This is a genomic window from Aquimarina amphilecti, from assembly GCF_900109375.1.
Lineage (GTDB): Bacteria > Bacteroidota > Bacteroidia > Flavobacteriales > Flavobacteriaceae > Aquimarina > Aquimarina amphilecti.
Genome location: NZ_FOAB01000012.1, coordinates 1 through 23,073, shown reverse-complemented (window position 1 = coordinate 23,073; position 23,073 = coordinate 1). Strand labels below are relative to the sequence as shown.

Below are 23,073 nucleotides of genomic sequence, written 5' to 3'. Positions count from 1 at the left end.
CAAAAAAATGGATTTTTTAATTTTTCAGTCCTAATAAGGTTATAATATTCGTCTTAATATATGTTAATGAATGAGTTATGAAAAGAACTTTTCAATTAATTAATTGTTAATGCCGATATTAAGTGACAAAGTTTTGTGTTATTTTTGTTAAACTACCATAAATAAACCGTTATGAAGGTGCTGGAGCATGAATTTCCGTTGGATATTAGGATAAGTTTCTCTTTGTTCTTTGATCAATATAGAGAGTTTTTAGAAAGTGATAACAAATTGCTTCGTGATCGTGCGGAAAGTATTTTGAAAATTGCTAAAGAATATCCTGAACTAGAAGAAGGAATAACAACAGAAGAAAGAGTACAAGAATTATTACCACAGATAGAATTGGTGCTGGAAGATTCTTTTGCCCAAATTTTGCAGAAGAACGAAATAAAGATAGCTACTATTCCTTTTAATAATACGGTTGTAAAATCTACCCAACGTTATAAAAACATTGTAAAGGCAGCAGGTTATAATTTTGAACCACAAATTAAAAACCTAGATGAAGATCATTATTTCATTATGGGATGTAGTATAATTTTGAGTCAATATTATGGATATAAAATAGATTTCAGAAGACCATTTTTTTATGATATTCCTGATGCATCTGGAATTATGCGTCATTATAGAATTTTATATAATGGTGATTTTATAGAGGTAATTAAAACAGATAACGCTAGAGATATTACAGATGATGATGTTGCAATTTTAATTGATAATTTTGATAACGTAGACATATGGAAGGAAAAGTTTCCACCTAATAGCTGGATTTTTAAAGGTATTGTAATCGCAAACCTATTTGATGTGACAACAGATGTGTCGTTGTCTGATTTTAAAACAAGCCTGTTAAAATATGATAAAACTCAAGGAGATTTTATAGGAAGTTTCCAGAACATTTTTAGAGGGATATTTAATCTCCCTGAAATTAAGGTAGGTTTTTCTAATTATAACGAGGAAGAAGGAGTTTTAGAGCGAGTTCCTTTTAAAACAATAGACAGTTATGTTTTATATGATAAGTTTTCTGACTGTTGTGAGACGGCATTGTGTAAAGGAACTTATCAATATTTATTTGAAAAATCAGAACCTTTTGCGATATCTAACATTCAAAAGATGCATGATACTTATCCAGATGAACTTATGTATAGTAATCTGGCGAAACAAAATATTAAAAGTGCAATTATCGCACCCATAGAGAATAATGGTAAATTATTAGGTGTTTTAGAAATTGTTTCACCAAACATTAAGGAGTTAAATAGTATCAATGCCAATAAATTATTGGATATCATGCCTTATTTGGTGGATTCTGTTTTAAGATCTAAAGCAAAAGCAGAAGATGAGTTAGAACTTGTGATTCAACAAGAATGTACATCGATACATCCAAGTGTATATTGGAAGTTTAGACAAGAGGCTAAACGTTTTATTTTGGCTAAGGTAGAAGAAAACCCTACTTCGTTTCGAGAAGTCGTTTTTGAAGATGTATACCCACTATTTGGACAAATTGATATCAAAGGCTCTTCAGAAGCTCGGAATGGTTCTGTACAAAAGGATTTAATTTTACAGTTAAAGGCTATTGCTAAAGTGATTAATAAAGTGATGGAAATAGATTCTCTACCAATTTATGATCAGATTAAATTTAGAATAGAAAACTATATAAATTCGGTATCTACTCAATTGCAGGTTGATACAGAACAACGAATACTTAATTTTATAAAAAATGAAATTAAGCCGTTATTTAAGCATCTTAAGGGAACTAATGTTGAGCTTGAAGGTTTGATTAATCAATATAATAATTCTTTAGATAAGAATACCAATATGTTATATAAGCATAGGAAAGCGTATGACGAATCTGTTATGTTGATCAATAAAAAGATGGCCGCTTTATTAGATAAAAAACAAAAAGAAGCTCAAAAAATGTATCCACATTATTTCGAAAGATTTAAAACAGATGGTGTGGAACATAATATGTATATAGGAGAATCTATAACAAAACAGAATAGTTTTAATAAAATATACTTATATAACCTTAGATTATGGCAGTTACAGGTAATGTGCGAAATGGAGAATGAGTATTATCAACTTAAACAAGATTTACCTGTTCCTTTAGACGTAGCTTCTATGGTATTAGTATTTAATGCATCACTTTCAGTAAGATTTAGGATGGATGAAAAACGTTTTGATGTTGATGGAACGTATAATGCGAGATATGAAGTAGTAAAGAAAAGGGTAGATAAGGCTAAGATAAAAGGAACGAATCAACGAATAACCGAAAAAGGAAAATTAGTCGTTGTGTATTCTCAACGTACTGATGAAAAAGAATACATTAAGTATATCAATTTCTTACAGTCTAAAAATTATTTAGAAGATGAAGTAGAAGTTGTGGAGTTGGATGACTTACAAGGTGTTACAGGTTTAAAGGCGTTAAGGGTTAATATTCTTTATAACAAAAACAAAGAAGATAAAGAATATTACACTTATGAGGATTTAATGAAAGAAATTAGTAAATAATTTCTTTTTACTGTAAGGTGTTAAATGCGATTACAAAAGATAATGCCGAGGTAATAAAACCAATCATAAAAACTGTATAGGTAATTCTTAGAATTTTATACTTTCTATGTAGTACTTTACCTAAAAAGTACAAATCTTTTATCATGGTGTCATAAATATATTCTTTATCATCCATCAGTTCATGCATAGCCCATTTGTATTCATCCAAAGGCATTTTATGAAAATTACCAAAGAATAATAGATTCACCTTTTTTTGTTCTATTTCTTTACGCGTAAACTCTCCACCAGTTACATTAGGTCTTGTTGCAAGTACTGATAGTAGCATAGATATAATACTAAAAACAATAAATATTAAAGTGGGATAAATTAGATATTGATTAGATGGATTATCAAGCTTAGGAATTAAATTAGAAAGTGCTAATGAAATGATAATAGCATTAACAGATAGAAGAATATTGGCTTTTGTGTCAGCAATATCACTTAATTTAAGATGATTTCTAAGTGTTACTCTAAACAACGTTTGTATTCCTTTTTCAGGGCTTTCTTCTTTAACTAATTTCTTTAGTTTAGCTTTTTTCTTTTTTTTCTTTAGAATTGCTTGTTCATTTAGAATTTCTAAAAGATGCTCTTCTTTTTTAGGTTGCCAATTTTTTAAAGCATATTCCGTATAAAATTCGTGTTTATTTTTTAAGAAATCAATATTGATTTTTAACCAGTCGTTACTACTGTATTTTTCTTTATTATTAAATTCAAATTCTTGTCTTAAAAATTCACTAGTTTCTTTAAAATATCCTTTTGCTAAGTGTGAAGCATCTGCATCTCTAATAATTTTTTCTAATAAATTAATAGGCTTATGTTCCATTTTGGTAGCCAATATCAAAGAAGAAACTTTATTAATAATATCTTCAGAAATATTTTGTTCTTTTAAAAAGGCTTTTGATATGATAACACTATGTTCTTCGTGATTATCAAGGCTTTCGGAATAACCTGTGTCATGGAGTAATGCGGTCAATAATAATATATCTTTATCTTCTTCCGAAATATTAGTATTGTCAATAATTTCTTTTGTACTTTTAAATACTCTTTTGGTGTGTGTATAATTATGATAGATACAGGTTTCAGGAAGTTTTTTAGTAAAAAGTTCAGAAACAAAATTATCAGTTTTTTCAACTAACTCGTTCATGTTGTAATTTTTCAGTAACCAAAATAATTAAAAAAAATGAATGTACTCCATTATGAATAAAAATATACAGACGTTCTTAATTATCTCCATTTTATTATTAAACGCTTGCGCAACGTATCAACCTCAATATTTAGACGAAAATTTTCCAAAAAAATTACCAAATAAGGAGATAGAAAAAAGTTTCTATCTGGTCGGAGATGCTGGAAATGCAAATATGAATGAAAGTACTCTTGGTTTAGAAGCGTTGAAACAAATCATTGAAAAAGAAAAAACTACTGATGATTATCTCATTTATCTAGGAGATAATATTTATCAGCAAGGGATGCCAGAGAAAGGATCTTCAGAAAGATCATTATCCGAACATAGAATCAATGCTCAGGTTGAAGCAGCAGGTTCTTTTGATGGAGATGTAGTTTTTATTCCTGGAAATCATGATTGGTACAATGACGGTGTTAAAGGTTTAAAGCGAGAAGAAAAGTATGTAAGAAAGAAGTTAAGTAACAAAAAATCTTTTTTACCATCAAAGGGATGCCCTATAGAAAGTATTGAGGTAAGTGATCAAATTCAGTTAATTATTCTGGATACCCAATGGTATTTGGCTGATTGGAATAAAACCCCAACCATCAATGATGATTGCGAAATTAAGACTAGAGATAAGTTTTTGAATGAAATACAAGGAGAACTTAAAAAACATAACGGGAAAACTATATTGGTAGCGATGCATCATCCAATGTTTACAAATGGACCGCATGGTGGTAAATATAGTTTTAAGAGTCACATATTTCCTTCCAAAAAGAAAATCCCTCTTCCTATTTTGGGTTCTTTAGCTACACAAATAAGGTCGCAAGGAGGAGTGTCTCCACAAGATCGCTATAATGAAAGCTACAATAAATTAATGAGGAGATTATCCACAATAGCAAGGGATAATGAAAGGGTTATTTTCGCTTCTGGACACGAGCATTCGTTACAGTATATAGATAGTAAGGGGCTAAAACAAATAGTTTCTGGATCAGGCTCTAAAGTTTCTGCCGCTTCATTAGGGAAAGATGGGTTGTTTTCATACCCGAATCAAGGTTTTGCAGTATTAGATGTTTATAAGGATGGCTCATCAAATGTACGCTTTTACGGAAATGAAGATGGAAGTGTAAAATTGGTTTATCAGACAAGTGTACATAAAGAACCAGAAGGGTATGACGCCGATAACCTAAATAATTCTTTTGATAATGAAATTTCTGCTTCTATATATAATAAGGAAGAAACCTCAAAATCCAATTTTTATCAATCGTTATGGGGAGATCATTATAGAAAAGTTTATAGTACAGATATTAAAATCCCTATAGTTACTTTAGATACTTTGATGGGGGGATTTACCATAGATAGAAGAGGAGGAGGACAAGTTACTAGATCATTACGTTTGGTGGATAGTACTGGTAAACGTTATAGCTTAAGAGCTATGAGGAAGAGTGTTACCCAGTTTCTTCAAAAAGGTGCATTCAAGGATACGTATTTAGAAAATGATTTTGATGATACATTCACAGAAGAACTTCTTTCTGATTTTTATACATCAAGTTATCCTTATGCATTTTTGGTTGTAGGAGGTTTAGCTGATGCAATCGATGTATACCATGCTAACTCAACGGTGTATTATGTTCCGAAACACCCTGCATTAGGAGCTTATAACAAAGATTTTGGAGATGAAATGTATTTTCTTGAAGAACGTCCTGGAAAGGAGCATAAAGGTCTTGCTTCTTTCGGAAAACCTGATGACATAGAAGGCACTGATGATTTGCTTAAAAATTTAAGAAAAGATGAAGAATATCAAATGGATGAGCCGCATTACGTTCGTACAAGGTTGTTTGATATGATTTTAGGGGATTGGGATAGACATTCTGATCAATGGAGATGGTCTCGTTTTGATTCGAAAAATAAAAAAATGTACCGTCCGATTCCAAAAGATAGAGATCAGGTGTTTTCTAACTATGATGGAGGCCTTTTAGATGTAATTAAATTTATTGTTCCTTTAACAAGGAAGTTTCAAGTATATGATGATGAGTTAAAAAATGTTAGATGGATTAATGAGTCAGGAATACGATTAGATAGGACGTTTGCTCAAAGCTCTAACAAGGAAGTTTGGTTGGAACAAGCAAAGTATATAAAGGAAAACCTTAATGATGATGCAATTGATCAAGCGTTTCGAAATTTACCCGAAGAATTACAAGATGATACCGTAGAAAGAATAAAAAGATATTTAAAGAAAAGAAGAGATGATGTTGTGGGTATTGCTGAAAGATATTATAAATACCTTTCAAAACAAGTTATTATTAGAGGTACTGATAAGGATGATTATTTTAAAATAATAAGAGGAGATAATCAAACAACGATACAGATTTCTAGAATAAAAGATGGAGTTCCTCAAGAACCTTTCTATGAAAGAACTATTTTTTCTAAAGAAACTAAAGAAATATGGATATATGGTCTTGATGATGATGATGAGTTTGTTGTTTCTGGAAAAGGGAGTAATCCTATTTGTACTAGGATAGTCGGTGGGCAAAATAATGATATATATACTATCGAAAATGGAAGACAAATAAGAGTGTATGATCATAAATCAAAACCAAATACAATTAATAAAAAGGGAGGTGCTAAATTTATTTTTAGTAATAATTATAACCATAATACTTATGATTATAATAAGTACATAGATAAAACGAATACTTTAACACCATTAGTAGGATTTAATCCGGATGATGGGTTTAATATAAATGTTACGGATGTTTATACTGTAAGAGGTTTTAATAACAACCCTTATCAAAGTAAGCATACGATGAAAGCAGCATATTACTTTGCTACAGAAGGCTATGATGTGTCTTACAAAGGAGAGTTTGTAAATGCTATCGGTAATTGGAATTTATTAATCGGAGGAAAATATACAAGCGAGAATTTTGCTCAGAACTTTTTTGGGTTTGGAAATAATACTATAAATCTAGATGATGATTTAGGGTTAGATTTTAATAGAGTAAAAACAGGGATTTGGTCAGTAGATCTGGGTGTTGCCAAAAAAGGAAGATATGGTAACGGAATTACAATAACTGGGTCTTATGAAGGAGTAGAAGTGCAGGATTCGCAGGGACGATTTATTACTTCAGGACTAGGTCTAGTTACTTCTGATCCTGATTTCTTCGAAAGAAAATTCTTTGCAGGAATAGACCTGAATTACGAATATAAGAGTTTTGATATTAGCGCTAATCCAACCACAGGAATGGTGTTTAAACTTCAGGGAGGTTCTAAAATGAACCTTGATGATTCGGATAGAACTTTTGGGTATGTTAATCCTAAGTTAGGATTTTATAATGCTATTACTAAAAACCGAAAACTAGTATTGAAAACTGACGTGCAAGGAGAATTTATGATAGGAGATGGTTTTGAGTTTTATCAAGCAGCAACTTTGGGCGGAATCAATAGTTTACGAGGTTTTAGAGAAGAGCGTTTTACTGGAGATAAGGCGCTAGCTTTTAGTGGAGATCTAAGATATAGTTTCAATAAATTTAAAACAGGCCTGTTGCCTTTACAACTTGGAGTATATGGAGGTTATGATATTGGGCGAGTATGGTTCGATGGAGAAGATGCGGATAATTGGCATGATTCTATAGGTGGAGGATTTTGGGTAAATGCAGTGGATACAATTGCCGGTCAGTTTAATTTGTTTAGTAGTGAAGATGGTTTACGTTTTACTTTTGGATTAGGATTAAGTTTTTAAAAGAAATTGATTTGGATATTTGATATTCCTGTTTTGAATTGTAGGTTGAATGTTCATCGATATTGTAAGGTTTTTATATAAGTTAGTTGCTACCTTTACTTTAGGCCTACTTTCTGTTTTTATAATTACTCTTTTGATGTAAACACTAATAAAGGTGCTGAAACTTATAGTTTGCAACTTTTTTGTGCTCCTAACCATGCAATTGTTTTGTTAACAACGGAAATAAATAAGAAACTCCCAATATAAGATGCGAAATATTAGGAGTTTCTACTAAGGAGCAGTTAATTAATCTGCTCACAAAACAAAATGTTATTTTAAAATAAATCTATTGTAGTTCTTGGTATTGACGTAACTGGTTTATTAGATGTTTTTGAAATGGCTTTACTTTTTATATTATTGGTTTTGGCCTTATCAATCAATGGTGCTTTTGTAATAGATAGAGGTGTTGCTTTTTTTTTGATAATTTTTGAGTTGTTACTTGTAGTTTCTTGTATTTTGTGTTGAGAAACTTCGCTTCCATCGATAAGTACGTTTTGTTGTGAAAAAAGTAGACCAGATGAAAAAAAGGTTATCAACATTAGATAAGCTGGATAGGCTTTCATATATAAAATAGGGTTTTGGGGGTTATATAGAGAAAATCATATAGTTTTGAATAGATTCTCTCTTGCTAATTTAATAATAAAAAACACTGTAAATCGCTAATAATCAACTGTAAAGGTGTTGTTGGATATTAGTAATTGTTAAAAAGTAAGTTTTGTACTACTTTTTTATACGCACCAAGTCTTGGTTTTATTGTTTTTGTCGACAAAGAGTTAAACCTTTAGTTTAAGTGAGAGTGTGTTGATAACTTTCTGGTTTTTTAAATTACCTAAAGTTTGATTAGATTGTATATCATATAAATTATAATTAATTATTTTGAAAACATTTAAATTACTTACAGATCGTTTACTATTAAAAAGTGTTGAAGTATCAAACCTGTCTGAGGTTCATGAATTACTTTCTATTCCAGAAGTTGATCAATATAATGCTTTGGGTATACCTACAAACAAAGAAGTTACAAATGTATATCTACAAGAATGGATAGATGATTTTGAAATGAGAAAAGAGTTTGTGTTTTCGATACAAAATATTGCTAATGAAGAGTTTATGGGTTTGGTTTCTCTAAAAATTGGAAATCCAAAGTATAGCATAGGATCTATATGGTATAAATTGCATCCAGATTTTTGGTCAAAAGGGTATGCGACTGAATCAGCTAGAAGAATATTGAAATTTAGTTTTGAAGAAATTGGATTGCATAGAGTGGAAGCAGGTTGTGCAATTGAAAATATAGGCTCTGTAAGAGTTCTAGAAAAAATAGGAATGATCAAAGAAGGTCACAAAAGAAAAGTGTTACCACTTAAAACAGGCTGGTCTGATAATTATGAATTTGCTATGTTAGAAGAGGATTGGAAATAGTTAAATATCACTATTCGTTTAAACGATATTCGTATATTTTTCCTTTAGAATTCTTCCTTTTTTCATCAACAATAATTAAGGTTGAATCGTTTTTAAAACAAATACCTTCTTTTTGCGAAAAGTGATTAAGCTTTATTTTTTTGATCTCTCCATTAAACAAATTATCTCCATCAAAGTCTGACAAAATAAATATTTTGTTATAGGTAAGTAATGCAATTTTGTTTCCTTTGGGGTTTATTGCAGCACCAGATACGAAGCAATCATTGGAGTCATCACATATTTTATAGCTGTCAATTAGTTTGGCTATCTGTATTTCTCCTACTGCATTAGGTAGTTTATATAGTTTTGTTTTTCCATTAAATTTAGTACTCCGGTTTTTGGTGAATAGATAAAAGCTTCCATTTTTGTAAATGAAAGCTTCTATATCAAAATTTCTTTTCTTTTTAGATGGTGGAAACTTTTTCTGATCTTCTAAAGTAAATTCTATAACACTAGTTTCTGGAGTATTTGAAGAAATCCCGGAGATTTTATAGATCTTTAATTTTTTTCTATCGTTATTGTTATTTCCAAAATCACCTATATATAAATTGTTTTGATGATCATAGGCCAAGTCCTCCCAATCAACATTTTTACTGTTAGGAATCTTGATTTTATTTAGAATTTTGCCTTTTTTATCTAAACGAAAAAGTACATTATCATTTCCAGAATCATTTATAGCGTATAAATGTGGTTCATTAGGGAAACCAGTAATTCCAGATATTTCCTTTAACGAATTTGATAATTGATTTACTTTTAAGAAATCCTGATGACTTTTCTTTTGACAACTAACAGATAATGTAATGCATACTAAGAGAGTGAATATTTTTAGTTTCAATTTATATGAGTTTTAACTTTTTTGATTCCAAGCATCTAACATCCAGCTTGTTTTTTCTAAATCCGCAATATATGTTCCAGTAATGTCTAAGGTTCCATCATCTCCTGCTTCCTCGGCTTTCTTTGTAACTATTTTTAATTGTTTTAAAATAGTATCATGATCTCTAAGAATCATAGTCACCATTTCGTGATCTACTAAATTAGTTTCAGCTTCTTTTAGAGAAGAAGTTGTTAGGTAAGAACTATAATTGCTGATAGGTTTTGCTCTAAGAGTTAAAATTCTTTCGGCTATTTCGTCAATTTTTAATTTAGCATCTTCATATAGCTCTTCAAACTTAAGATGTAACTCAAAAAAATTCCGTCCAGTTATGTTCCAATGAAAGTTTCTAAGCTTTTGATAGTATAAATGATAATCAGCTAATAGAACATTTAATTCTTTTACGGTAGTATTATTTGAATTTTTCATAGTTTTTGTTTATTGGTTTTTTAATTTCAATACAAAAATACTATAGTTTTGAATGTTTATTTTAAAGTTACGATAGTTACTAGTAATTGAGGTATTATTCGAATCGATTTGTGATTTCTTTAAGAATAAAATTATAATATTCAATATCGTGAGGAACGTATTGTTTTGTGGTTTCTAAATTCTTTAAATCATTTTTTATCTGTTCAATAGGAATTAGTTTAACATCATCAACTTCTTCTTTTTGGAGAGTAAGCTTTTCTATTGGTTGGGTTAACTTTACTAAGTATATATAATGATACTCCTTATCTATTATCTTAATGGTTGGTTGTTTTTCTGATAGATAACTTCCAATAAAATCTAGATCTTTTTTGTTCAGAGATAAACCAATTTCTTCTTCAATTTCCCGTATAGCTGAATCTTCCTTGGATTCATTTGCAGAGATATGTCCTGCAACGGATACATCCCAAAGACTTGGATAAGTGTCTTTATTCTTGGCTCTTTTTTGCAGTAACACTTTTTTATCGTTTGTGTATAGCCATATATGGACACTTGCGTGATAAAGCCCTAGTTGATGCGCTTCGGATTTTAATCTTACTTCTCCCGTGAATTCACCGTTTTTATCCAATATGTCTATTAGTTCATCCGCCATAAACGCAAAGAAATTAAATTAGCATTATAATTTATAAAACTTAACGATTTTAATATTAAAAGTTAAGGATAAATAAGTATTTGTTAGATTTTGATGTTAATAATTATTAATTTTTTATTGCTAAATTAATATATTTATGCAAATTAAATATATATGAAAATTCAAACCTGTCCAAACTGTGGTTCTAATAGGTACATAAAGAGCGGTGTAGTTAATAATAGGCAGAGATATCGATGTAAATCGTGTGATTATTATTTTTCAGTAAACAAAATAGGAAAGAAAATTGATGATTACTATGTGAATAAGGCGCTTCAGTTGTATTTAGAAGGTTTGACGTATAGAGAAATAGAGCGGATTTTGGGAGTTTCACATGTTAGTATAATGAACTGGGTGAAAAAGTATAATATAAAAAGGCCATATAATTATGATTATCACCCAACTTATAAAATTCTTAATGGTTCAGAGTTGTCAAAATATTTTCAAGATTTAGATAATTTATCAGGTGCAGGTTTTGTTGTGACTGAGTTAGGGGATAAGTTTATGCTTATAAAATGGGAGCGTTTTCGTAAATAAATATAACAAATTAACAAAAAGCTATATTAGTTTTTATTTAACTCGTGGTTTTTAAGAGATTAGTGGTGTGCACAATATCATTTTATTACTAATCTAATCTTTAGAACTCAATGTTTAAAAAAATAATATTGCTGATAGGTATAGTTCTTTGTACTTTTCAGTATTCGTATTCACAAGGTTCCCCTGATTATACAGGAGGATTAAAAGTGAAGCTTAATGAGGATGGCTCGAAATATTTTAGAGTAATTTCTTGGGCTCAATTTTGGGCGCAATATAATGATGATGTTCCTGATGATGTAAGTAAAACTAATCTTAGTATTAGAAGAGCTCGTATATTGTTGTATTCACAAATAAATAAAGATTTTCTTATTCTTACTCATTTTGGATTAAATAGTTTAAATGCTAATAATCAAAGTCCTACTGGGCTCGGAGAAAGCTCTCAATTGTTTTTTCATGGAGTTTGGGTACAATATAGTCTTGGAGCGAATCACGCAATTGGTGGTGGTTTACATTATTGGAATGGGATTTCTAGATTAAATAATCAGAGTACACTTAATATGATGACTTTAGATAATAACAGACAATCATGGGCCACCATAGGATTGTCAGATCAATTTGCACGTCATATTGGGATTTATGCTAAAGGTTCTTTTGGTAAATTTCAATATCAGGTTGCTGTGAATGAGTCTTTAACCAATAATCTTCAGGAAGCAACCGATCCTGTGGCTAATGGGCCTGCAGTATATGCAGGGCGCAGGTTGTTAGGATCTAAAGATGCGGGAAAGAATTTTGCTGGATATTTCGAGTATAATTTCATGGACAAAGAATCAAATTTCTTACCTTACAAAGTAGGAACTTATTTAGGTGGTAAAAAAGTGTTTAATGTAGGTGCGGGATTCTTTTATCATCCCGATGGGAGTGTTCGTGCAAATGCAGATGGTACTTTAGAAGGAGAAAATGTTGCAATTTTTGCGGTTGATGCTTTTTATGATGCTCCAATTGGAGATAATGGTTCGGCTATAACTGCATATGCTACGTATCAGAATAATGATTATGGAGAGAATTTTACATTGGGACAAACTTATGAAACAGGATCCATGTTGTACGGACATGTGGGATATGTAATTCCTAATGCGGATAAGAAAATAAAATTTCAACCCTATGCTTTATTAAAAACAAGATCGATAGATGCTATTGATGATAATGCTACCAGTTTTGGTATAGGAGCTAATGCATATATTAGTGGACATAACTCTAAACTAACATTAGAGTATCAAAACACAAAGTATGGTGATAATGATGCACAAGGTTTGTTAACCTTGCAAGCCATGATATACTTATAAAATCCAGAATTATGATAGAAAAACAGAAAAAGGCTAAAGCCTATTGGAAAGAAAATGTCAAATATCTTTTTATTCTTCTTGCAATATGGTTTTTAGTATCATATGGAGCAGGTATTTTATTTAAAGATGCTTTAAATAATATACGACTAGGTGGTTTCCGCCTTGGCTTTTGGTTTGCTCAACAAGGTTCTATTTATGTATTCGTTGTTTTGATATTTGTATATGTACGTTTAATGAACAAGTTGGATAAAAAATATGGCTACGATAAAGATTAATGTAGATAACTATATTTAGATTATCTGCAATCTTTGAATCAATCTTGAGAATAAGGTTTTAAAATTTTATTCTATTCAAAAAGAATCTCTTGGGAAATCCAAATCTCCCAATGTTAGAAATAAATTAGTGTAACAATTTAAGAAATGAAATTATGAGTGTTCAATTATGGACGTATATCCTAGTAGGAGTAACGTTTGCATTATATATAGGTATTGCTATCTGGTCTAGAGCCAGTTCGACAAAAGAATTTTACGTAGCAGGAGGAGGGGTTTCTCCTTTAGCCAATGGTATGGCAACTGCTGCTGATTGGATGAGTGCTGCTTCATTTATATCGATGGCAGGGATTATTGCATTTGCTGGATATGATGGAGCTGTTTATTTGATGGGATGGACAGGAGGTTATGTTTTATTAGCTTTATTATTAGCTCCATACCTTCGGAAATTTGGGAAATTCACAGTGCCGGACTTTATAGGAGATAGATATTATTCTAAGACAGCAAGGTCAGTAGCTGTATTCTGTGCTTTATTGGTTTCTTTCACCTATGTAGCCGGACAAATGAGAGGTGTAGGAATTGTTTTTTCTCGATTTTTAGAAGTTGATATTAATACAGGTGTAATTATAGGGATGATAATTGTTCTTTTTTATGCTGTATTAGGGGGAATGAAAGGTATTACATATACCCAGGTAGCGCAATATTGTGTATTAATATTTGCTTTTATGGTACCTGCAATCTTTATTTCTATCCAAATGACAGGGAACCCTATTCCACAATTAGGTTTTGGTGGTACAGTGACAGATGGATCTGAAATGTATTTGTTAGATAAGTTGGATGGGCTTAGTACAGAACTTGGTTTTGCAGCTTATACAGATGGTTCAAAATCAACACTAGATGTTTTTGCGATAACATTGGCATTGATGGTTGGTACAGCGGGACTACCACATGTGATAGTTAGGTTTTTTACAGTTAAAAGAGTTAAAGATGCTCGTAAATCTGCAGGATATGCTTTGTTATTAATAGCTATTTTATATACTACTGCTCCTGCGGTTGCTGTTTTTGCTAAAACAAACTTAATCGAGTCTGTGCAAAATAAAAAATATGAAGAGCTTCCAGAGTGGTTTAAGAACTGGGAAGATACAGGATTGCTTGGATGGACGGATAAAAATGGAGATGGTCAAGTTCAGTATGCTAATGGGCATTCTGTGAAAGGAAATAAAAATAAACCAATTTTTGACGGTGAAAATCGTGGTGAAAATGGCGAAAGAGTAATTACTAATGTGAATGCTGCTACAAAAAATGAATTATTTGTAGATAGAGATATTATGGTATTGGCAAATCCAGAAATCGCAAACCTTCCTAACTGGGTAATAGCTTTAGTAGCTGCAGGTGGGTTGGCAGCAGCTTTGTCTACGGCAGCTGGTTTATTGTTAGTAATATCATCTTCAGTATCACACGATTTGATTAAAAAAATGATCAAACCGGATATTTCTGAAAAAGGAGAGCTTATTGCTGCTCGTCTTTCTGCAGTAGCTGCAGTATGCGTAGCGGGATACTTTGGAATAAACCCTCCTGGATTTGTGGCAGCAGTAGTGGCACTGGCTTTTGGTTTGGCAGCAGCCTCCTTTTTTCCAGCAATAGTATTGGGTATTTTTTACAAAAGAATGAATAAAGAAGGTGCAGTTGCAGGAATGATTGTTGGAATATTATGTATGTTATTGTATATGATCAAATATAAACTTGGATGGTTTGATGAAACGCTTCCTCCATCAAGCGAATGGTGGTTTGGGATATCTCCTGAAGGTTTTGGTGCAGTGGCGATGGTCATTAACTTCGTTGTTTCGTTAGTAGTATGTAAGTTTACTAGCGCACCTCCTAAAGATGTGCAAGAGATCGTAGATAATATTAGAATTCCAAGTGAAGCAGGAGCAGCTATCGATCATTAAAAGAAATATATGACCTAAGTGATTCAGTATTATTGTGGATCGCTTAGGTTTATAAACTATACAGGTTATAAATGAAGAAACGTCATCAGCAAAAATTAATCATATTATCATTGGTTTTATTGTTGTTATTCAATATTCCCTTAGTCTTAATATTTAATCAATTTGGAAGTGTGTTTGGGTTTCCTATAATGTACTTCTTTATTTTCTTGATTTGGGCTTTAGCAATTGTAGTGTCTGCTCTTATTTTAAAAAGGTATCATGAATAACTACGTGTTAATATTTATAATTGTTGCCTATTTAGCATTTTTATTTGGAATTGCCTTCTGGGCAGAAAAAAGGGCAAAGAGTAGTTGGGTGAATAATGCTTATGTTTATTCGTTATCACTTGCGGTATACTGTTCTGCTTGGACATACTATGGCAGTGTAGGTATTGCAGCTACTTCTGGAATAAGTTTTTTAACTACCTATTTGGGGCCTGTTATTGCATTTCCCCTATGGATTATTTTGCTTAAAAAAATTATCAGAATTTCTAAACAGCAAAAAGTATCCAGTATCGCTGATTTTATGTCATTGCGCTATGGTAATAACCGTTCTTTAGGAGCATTAGTTACGTTAATTTGTGTATTAGGGATTTTGCCATATATATCATTGCAGTTAAAAGCAATTTCGGAAACCTTTGCAATTATTTCGAAGGATACAATTTCATCTTCAACTTCCATTTTTCAGGATACTACCTTTTATGTGGCTGTTCTTTTAGCTTTGTTTGCTGCATTTTTCGGAACGCAAGTAACAGATGCTACAAGAAGGAGGCAAGGGATAGTGTTTTCCGTTGCTGTAGAATCTGTACTGAAATTAGTTTTCTTTTTGATCATAGGGGTATATGTTACTTATTTCCTATTTGATGGTACAACCGATATTTATGAAAAAATTTCGTCTTCCGAGAATTTTGAATCTTTAATTACTTTCTCTGGATTAGAGGCTGGTATCAATTGGTATTTTATGATAGCTCTATCGTTCTTTGCTATTTTTTTATTACCTAGACAGTTTCAAGTGTCGGTTATTGAAAACACTTCAGAGTCTCATTTAAAAAAAGCTATTTGGTTATTTCCGCTTTACCTTTTGTTGTTTAATGTGTTTGTGATATTTGTTGCTTGGGGAGGTAAATTAAGTCTTGGTGAAAATTTGAATCCTGATTATTATACGTTATTGCTACCATTACAAAATAACAATATGATTCTCGCGATTTTAGTATTTCTTGGTGGATTCTCTGCAGTAATATCTATGGTAGTTGTTTCCACATTAGCCTTATCCGTAATGCTTAGTAATAATTTAATTATACCATATGGATTTCTTGATAAGTTTAGTAGAAGTCATCCCGAACGAAACTCTAACTATATTAAAAACATTAGAAGAATTGCGATTTTTTCTTTGATAGTAGGTGCTTATTTGTTTTATATCAATTTTAATGTGCAATTATCTTTATTTTCAATAGGTCAAATATCTTTTGTGATTATTGCACAACTAGCGCCAGCGTTTTTCATTGGTTTATTTTGGAATAGAGGCTCTGCAATAGCCGCTAAATCTGGAATCATTGCAGGTACATTTATAACAATATATACATTAATCCTACCTTTTGTTTTAGATATAATTATAGGTAGTACTGATTTTATAGCAAATGGAGCCTTTGGTATAGAATTATTGCGACCTTATCAGTTGTTTGGTATTGATTTTATGACGCCTGTTACACATGCTTTTTTTTGGAGTATGTTCTTTAATACAATTATTTATTTGTCCTTATCACTTTCTAGAAAAGGTAATTATAGAGAGCGTAACTATGCAGAAATGTTTGTAAATAATAGTTATGATTCTTTGCAAGAAAGCGCTTATGTTTGGAAAGGAGAGGCTTATGTTTCGGATATAAAAAACTTATTAATTAGGTTTTTAGGTATTCAAAGAACAGAACGAGCATTAACACTCTTTTATGCGAAGCATGATCTTCCGGTTGATATAAAGAAAGCGGATTCTAGATTAATAAACTTTTCCGAAAAACTGCTTACCGGAAGTATTGGAGGAGCTTCTTCTCGAATTTTAATTGCAAGTGTGGTAAAAGAGCAGCCTGTAACTCTAGTAGAGGTTTTAAAAATTTTAGAGGAAAGTAAAAAAACAATTTCTACGAATAAATTTTTAAGGCAAAGATCAGAAGAGCTTGTCAAGCTTACAGATGACCTAAAGAAGGCGAATGAAGAACTTAAACTACAGGATAAAATAAAGGATGAGTTTTTGGATACAGTAGCTCATGAATTAAAAACTCCAATAACCTCTATAAGAGCGGCATCAGAAGTATTGTTAGATAACGATGATGATATATCAAATAATTTGAGGATTCAGTTTTTGGATACTATTTTAAAGGATTCAGAAAGGCTGTCTACATTGATCCATAACATATTAGATTTAGAGAAATTAGGGTCGGGAAGAGAAGTTTTTGATAAAAAAAATAAAAATATAGTAGAAACTGTAGAAAATTCAATTGCTGGAGTATATACAATAGCGAAACAAAAATGTATATCAGTTTCATTAATTAAGTCTTCGGACCAAATAATAGCTTTGTATGATGAGGATAGAATGCTACAAGTGTTAACGAACCTGTTATCCAACGGAATTAAGTTCGTAGACAAGAATGAAGGATTTATTGAAGTCGCTGTTGTAGAGAAAGATGATTTCATAAGAATTTCTGTGCAGGATAATGGTAAGGGTATTCCAAGGAATGACGCTAAACGTATATTCGAAAAATTTTATCAATCTCATAACCAAAATATAAAAAAACCTATAGGAAGTGGATTGGGGTTAGCAATTTGTAAAAAGATAATAGAAGGCCATAATGGTGTTATACGTATTGATGATTCTTATAGTAAAGGAGCGATGTTTATGATTGATTTACCAAAGAATCTAAAAATAGAAGAGTAGTAGATGGATTTTAGGATGAAAAGTCAAAGAAATTTTTATCTTACAAAAAGATAAAAAAACAAGAGATGCAGAAAAAAATTCTAATAGTTGATGATGAACCGAATATAGTGATGTCGTTAGAATATTCATTTAAAAAACAAGGTTTTGAAGTATATATAGCAAGGGATGGGAGTGAAGCAATCCAAATATTAGAAACTCATATACCAAGTGTAATACTATTGGATATCATGATGCCAAATGTAGATGGTTACCAAACACTTAGATATATAAGAGAAAACGAAAAAACAAAAGACGTTAAGGTTGTCTTTTTAACAGCTAAAAATAAATCATCCGATATAGAAAAAGGTCTAGAAATGGGGGTTGATAAATACCTTACGAAACCATTTTCGGTCAAAAAAATTATTGCGGAGATAAACAATTTAATTGAATAAAAGAAGATGATGTAAAGTTTAGAAAATATGTAATTAGTAGTTTTTTAGCTACAGAAAAGTGTTGTTTGCCTAAATAATTTTGAAAGGTAAAATGGTTATTAAAAATTGAACGTTTAAAAAATATAAAACCAACTATAATGAGTAATTATCACATAAAACATCTTGAAGAGTATTTTCAGGTTTATCGAAAGTCTGTTCGTAACCCAGAAACTTTTTGGGGAGAGGTGGCAGAAGAGCATTTTTTGTGGAGAAAAAAATGGGACAAAGTGTTAGACTGGGATTTCACCAAACCAGAGGTAAAATGGTTTGAAGGAGCTCAACTAAATATTACAGAAAATTGTATCGATAGACACTTATATGTTCGAGGTAATAAAACGGCTATTTTATTCGAACCTAACGATCCTCAAGAACCTGCAGAGCATATTACCTATAATGAACTCCATAGAAGAGTTTGTAAATTTGCAAATGTTCTTAAAAGTAAAGGAATTAAAAAAGGTGATAGAGTATGTATTTATCTTCCAATGATTCCAGAGCTGGCTGTTTCAGTATTAGCTTGTGCTAGAATAGGAGCTATTCATTCTGTTGTATTTGCCGGGTTTTCTGCTACAGCATTATCTACAAGAATTAATGATTGCGACGCTAAAATGGTGATTACATCAGACGGATCTTATAGAGGGGCTAAAACAATTGACTTAAAAGGTATAGTTGATGATGCCTTAGAAGATTGTCCAGGTATTACCTCAGTTTTAGTAGTAAAAAGAATAAACTCTGATATACAGATGAAGTCCGATCGAGATGAATGGTTACAACCTTTGTTGGATAGCGCTGATGAAGAATGTATTCCGGAGATTATGGACGCAGAGGATCCTTTGTTTATACTCTATACTTCTGGATCTACCGGCAAACCAAAAGGAATGATGCATACTACAGCTGGTTATATGGTATATACGGCTTATAGTTTTAAAAATGTTTTTCAATATAGAGAAGATGATATTTATTGGTGTACTGCGGATATTGGTTGGATTACAGGACACTCATATATCGTATATGGTCCATTAGCTAATGGAGCTACAACGGTAATGTTCGAAGGTGTGCCTTCTTATCCTGATTTTGGTAGGTTTTGGGATATTGTTCAAAAACATAAGATTACCCAGTTTTATACTGCGCCAACCGCAATACGAGCTTTGGCAAAAGAAAATTTAGATTATGTTACTGAATACGATCTATCAAGCCTAAAAGTATTAGGTACAGTTGGAGAACCAATTAATGAAGAGGCTTGGCATTGGTATAATGATCATGTTGGAGAAAAGAAGTGTCCTATTGTAGATACTTGGTGGCAAACCGAAACAGGAGGTATTCTAATTTCACCAATACCATTTGCAACACCAACTAAGCCTACATATGCTACATTGCCAATGCCGGGCGTACAACCAGTATTAATGGATGAAAATGGAAGCGAAATTGCAGGTAACCAGGTAGAGGGTCGATTGTGTATTAAATTTCCTTGGCCGTCAATGGCTAGGACAATTTGGGGTAATCATAAACGATATAGAGAAACGTATTTTTCCGCATTCGAAAATAAATATTTTACTGGAGATGGAGCGTTTAGAGATGAAGTTGGATATTATAGAATAACAGGTAGAGTAGATGATGTGATTATTGTTTCAGGACATAATTTAGGTACTGCTCCGATAGAAGATGCTATTAATGAGCACCCTGCGGTTGCAGAATCTGCTATTGTTGGATTCCCTCATGATATTAAAGGAAATGCTTTGTATGGTTTTGTAATTCTTAAAGAAGTAGGAGAATCTAGAGATCGTGATAATTTAAGTAAAGAGGTCAATCAACAGATTACGGAACGCATAGGTCCAATTGCAAAATTAGATAAAATACAATTTGTACCTGGATTGCCAAAAACAAGAAGTGGTAAAATAATGAGACGAATCTTAAGGAAAATAGCTTCCAAAGATACATCTAATCTTGGGGACACTAGTACACTATTAAACCCTGAGATTGTTCAAGAGATAATGGATAATGCTTTATAGGTGTTATAAATAAAAAAAGCCTCATATTTCAGAGGCTTTTTTTTATTTGTTATTTTTTTGATTTAGCTCTTGTTCTTGGTTTAGGTTTTTCAAAATAACTAAAAGTTTCTCCTGGTTTTATAGAAAGTAAACTTTCATAAATAAGGCGAATAACATTTTCTACATCATCTCTATGAACCATTTCTACAGTAGTATGCATGTAGCGCAGCGGCAAAGAAATCAAAGCAGAAGCAACACCACCATTGCTATATGCAAATGCATCAGTGTCTGTCCCTGTAGATCTGCTAGAAGCCATACGCTGAAAAGGTATTTTTTTCTTTTCTGCAGTATCAATTAACAATTCTCTAAGTCTGTTTTGTACAGCAGGAGCATAGGAGATTACGGGACCATCACCTATTTTGGTTTCACCTTGAGTTTTCCTTTCGATCATGGGAGTTGTTGTGTCATGACAAACATCTGTAACTATAGCAACATCAGGTTGTATAGTATGTGTTATCATTTCGGCACCTCTAAGACCTATTTCTTCTTGTACAGAATTAGTAATATAAAGACCAAAATCAAGTTTGTCTTTATTCTCTTTTAATAAACGAGCAACTTCAGCGATCATAAAGCCACCCATTCTATTATCTAATGCGCGACAAACAAATTTATCTTTATTAAGAATAAAAAATTCATCAGGATATGTTATGACACAACCAACGTGAACTCCAAGAGCTAAAACTTCTTCTTTAGTATTACATCCAACATCAATGCATATATTATTTAATTTAGGAGCTTCTTCTTTTGCTTTATTTCTAGTATGTATAGCAGGCCAGCCAAATACGCCTTGTACAATTCCTTTTTTGGTATGAATGTTTACGCGTTTTGACGTTGCTATTTGATGATCACTACCACCATTTCTTATCACATAAATTAAACCATTGTCTGTAATATAGTTTACGTACCATGAAATTTCATCAGCATGTCCTTCAATTACTACTTTGTATTTAGCTTTAGGATTAATGACGCCAACAGCAGTTCCATACGTATCGGTAATAAAATCATCTACATATGGTGTTAAATAATCCATCCAGATTTTTTGTCCTTCCCATTCATAACCTGTAGGCGCTGCATTGTTCAAATACTTCTCTAGAAAAGTCAAAGACTTTTTATTTAGTATACTTTTTTTAGCCATTTATATAAGTTTGTTTTGTACGAAGTTAATAATATTCACAAAGATTTTACACTTTACAAACTGTTTATTGTTAATTTTGGAATGATTTTAGAAGATCACAATCTATTATGCAGAAAAAAATAATGTACATATTGATGATATCATTTCCATTGACCGTTTTGTGTCAAAAAGAAATAGATTCAATAAAAACCGATTCTACGGGGTATGTGCAGTACTATATTATAGAAGGAGATACAATACCACATGATGCTATTGATCTTGATGAGGTAGTAATATTGGGTAAGCTAAAGTTTAAAGATAGATTAGCAAGAAGAAAGTACCTTATATTAAGACGTAAAACAAGAAAAGTATATCCGTATGCTAAACTGGCGTCAGACAGATTAACAGAGTTAAATGAAAGATTAAAAAGTATTAAGTCTAAAAAAGCTCGTAAAAAGTATATTAAAATTCTTCAAAAGTATATGGAGGAAGAATTTACGGCAGAGTTAAAGAAAATGACTCGTACTGAAGGTCAGATTTTGGTAAAGTTAATACATAGACAAACTGGTCAGACAATGTTTGATTTAGTAAAGGAGTATAGGAGTGGTTGGAAAGCTTTCTGGTATAATAGTACAGCTAAGCTTTTTAGTATTTCTTTGAAGGAAGAATATGACCCAATTAACATTGAAGAAGATTATTGGATTGAAGATATATTACAAAGAAGTTTCCAGTCTAATATATTAGAAGAACAAAAAACTGCATTGGATTTTAGTTTTTATGATCTTAGGAATAAATGGAATGACACTATAAAAACTACTGCTACTAAGAATTAGTGTTGTTTTATTTTCATTATTTACGGGACACTTCCTGATGATTACCTTTCATTTGAAACTTTTAGATTTTGATCCTGATTAATTAAGTGTTTTGTTCAAAGTGTTAACTTAGTGTTTGTTATAGTATTTAGAGAGTGAAGAAGTTTAAGTATATTATTAAAAACTTTTACCTTATATTTTGATTAATTTTATTATCTTCGCTTTCCAACTTTTTAAAAACCAGAGAGTTCTAAATTTCTTTAAAAAAATACTTATTTTTTTTGTTGTTGATTAGAAAAAGGGTTGTATGTTTGCACCCGCAAAACGGGATATTGTTTTGTTAGTTCATTGAGATTGATTTTGTTTGTTAGGTTAGGTTTTACGGGGCTTTATTGTTTTGTTTTAATTTGATTTAGGTTCTAAAAAAAACTTTAATTTTTTTTCAAAAAAGTTTTGTGGAATTAAAAAGTGGTTGTATATTTGCACCCGCTTTGAGAAACAAGCGAAGTTCATAAGAATAAAAGTTATACTGGAGTAGGGTGATTAGGTTCATTTTTGGGGTTCGATTCCTTGGTAATTTACGATTAACGACTGGCAATGAAGATTGTTTTCG

Annotated in this window: 17 protein-coding genes; 11 read left to right on the top strand and 6 right to left on the bottom strand. The window is 31.5% G+C overall.

Annotated elements, in window-relative coordinates:
• Nucleotides 1–171: 171 nt before the first annotated feature.
• The gene (locus tag BMY33_RS22335) at nt 172–2,538 is read left to right on the top strand and encodes a GAF domain-containing protein (RefSeq protein WP_091412666.1); all 2,367 of its coding nucleotides are present in this window, start codon (nt 172–174) and stop codon (nt 2,536–2,538) included.
• A gap of 7 nt (nt 2,539–2,545) precedes the next feature.
• Here the strand turns inward: BMY33_RS22335 and BMY33_RS22330 are convergent, their stop codons facing one another.
• Complete coding sequence (locus tag BMY33_RS22330) at nt 2,546–3,721, bottom strand: Pycsar system effector family protein (RefSeq protein ID WP_091412663.1); 1,176 nt, start codon at nt 3,719–3,721, stop codon at nt 2,546–2,548.
• Nucleotides 3,722–3,773: 52 nt separating this feature from the next.
• Here BMY33_RS22330 and BMY33_RS22325 point away from each other — a divergent pair, with 52 nt between their 5' ends.
• Nucleotides 3,774–7,478, top strand: a complete 3,705-nt coding sequence (locus tag BMY33_RS22325; protein WP_091412661.1) for a metallophosphoesterase — start codon at nt 3,774–3,776, stop codon at nt 7,476–7,478.
• Nucleotides 7,479–7,792: 314 nt separating this feature from the next.
• Here BMY33_RS22325 and BMY33_RS22315 read toward each other — a convergent pair whose 3' ends face one another.
• On the bottom strand, nt 7,793–8,080 hold the full coding sequence (locus BMY33_RS22315) for a hypothetical protein (RefSeq protein WP_091412656.1): 288 nt from the start codon (nt 8,078–8,080) through the stop codon (nt 7,793–7,795).
• Between the two features lie 313 nt (nt 8,081–8,393).
• On the opposite strand from BMY33_RS22315, the gene BMY33_RS22310 reads away from it, so the two are divergent.
• Nucleotides 8,394–8,933: a GNAT family N-acetyltransferase gene (locus BMY33_RS22310; RefSeq protein ID WP_091412654.1), complete on the top strand. Its 540-nt coding sequence runs from the start codon at nt 8,394–8,396 to the stop codon at nt 8,931–8,933.
• A 10-nt stretch (nt 8,934–8,943) separates the two neighbouring features.
• Here BMY33_RS22310 and BMY33_RS22305 read toward each other — a convergent pair whose 3' ends face one another.
• From BMY33_RS22305 to BMY33_RS22295, 3 genes are all read right to left on the bottom strand, one after another.
• Nucleotides 8,944–9,807, bottom strand: a complete 864-nt coding sequence (locus BMY33_RS22305; RefSeq protein WP_091412652.1) for an SdiA-regulated domain-containing protein — start codon at nt 9,805–9,807, stop codon at nt 8,944–8,946.
• 12 nt (nt 9,808–9,819) lie between these two features.
• Nucleotides 9,820–10,272 (bottom strand): Dps family protein, encoded by a 453-nt coding sequence (locus tag BMY33_RS22300; RefSeq protein ID WP_091412650.1) that lies wholly within the window; start codon nt 10,270–10,272, stop codon nt 9,820–9,822.
• A 94-nt stretch (nt 10,273–10,366) separates the two neighbouring features.
• On the bottom strand, nt 10,367–10,921 hold the full coding sequence (locus tag BMY33_RS22295) for an NUDIX hydrolase (protein WP_091412647.1): 555 nt from the start codon (nt 10,919–10,921) through the stop codon (nt 10,367–10,369).
• A gap of 153 nt (nt 10,922–11,074) precedes the next feature.
• Here BMY33_RS22295 and BMY33_RS22290 point away from each other — a divergent pair, with 153 nt between their 5' ends.
• The 7 genes from BMY33_RS22290 to acs all read left to right on the top strand — a co-directional run bounded on the left by BMY33_RS22290 (nt 11,075) and on the right by acs (nt 20,495).
• The gene (locus tag BMY33_RS22290; protein WP_091412645.1) at nt 11,075–11,494 is read left to right on the top strand and encodes an IS1/IS1595 family N-terminal zinc-binding domain-containing protein; all 420 of its coding nucleotides are present in this window, start codon (nt 11,075–11,077) and stop codon (nt 11,492–11,494) included.
• Between the two features lie 110 nt (nt 11,495–11,604).
• The gene (locus tag BMY33_RS22285) at nt 11,605–12,837 is read left to right on the top strand and encodes a hypothetical protein (protein ID WP_091412643.1); all 1,233 of its coding nucleotides are present in this window, start codon (nt 11,605–11,607) and stop codon (nt 12,835–12,837) included.
• An 11-nt stretch (nt 12,838–12,848) separates the two neighbouring features.
• On the top strand, nt 12,849–13,112 hold the full coding sequence (locus BMY33_RS22280) for a DUF4212 domain-containing protein (RefSeq protein WP_091412640.1): 264 nt from the start codon (nt 12,849–12,851) through the stop codon (nt 13,110–13,112).
• Between the two features lie 152 nt (nt 13,113–13,264).
• Nucleotides 13,265–15,055, top strand: coding sequence for a sodium:solute symporter family protein (locus tag BMY33_RS22275; protein WP_091412638.1), 1,791 nt, complete (start codon nt 13,265–13,267; stop codon nt 15,053–15,055).
• A gap of 258 nt (nt 15,056–15,313) precedes the next feature.
• Nucleotides 15,314–18,019: a sensor histidine kinase gene (locus BMY33_RS22265; RefSeq protein ID WP_091412633.1), complete on the top strand. Its 2,706-nt coding sequence runs from the start codon at nt 15,314–15,316 to the stop codon at nt 18,017–18,019.
• 65 nt (nt 18,020–18,084) lie between these two features.
• Entirely contained in the window at nt 18,085–18,450 is a 366-nt protein-coding gene (locus BMY33_RS22260) for a response regulator transcription factor (RefSeq protein ID WP_091412630.1), read from the top strand.
• A gap of 104 nt (nt 18,451–18,554) precedes the next feature.
• The gene (gene acs / locus BMY33_RS22255) at nt 18,555–20,495 is read left to right on the top strand and encodes an acetate--CoA ligase (RefSeq protein WP_280139551.1); all 1,941 of its coding nucleotides are present in this window, start codon (nt 18,555–18,557) and stop codon (nt 20,493–20,495) included.
• Nucleotides 20,496–20,544: 49 nt separating this feature from the next.
• Here the strand turns inward: acs and BMY33_RS22250 are convergent, their stop codons facing one another.
• A complete protein-coding gene (locus BMY33_RS22250) occupies nt 20,545–21,669 on the bottom strand; it encodes a M42 family metallopeptidase (protein WP_091412625.1) in 1,125 nt (374 codons plus the stop codon).
• Between the two features lie 107 nt (nt 21,670–21,776).
• Here BMY33_RS22250 and BMY33_RS22245 point away from each other — a divergent pair, with 107 nt between their 5' ends.
• Complete coding sequence (locus BMY33_RS22245; RefSeq protein WP_091412624.1) at nt 21,777–22,481, top strand: DUF4294 domain-containing protein; 705 nt, start codon at nt 21,777–21,779, stop codon at nt 22,479–22,481.
• Nucleotides 22,482–23,073: the final 592 nt, after the last annotated feature.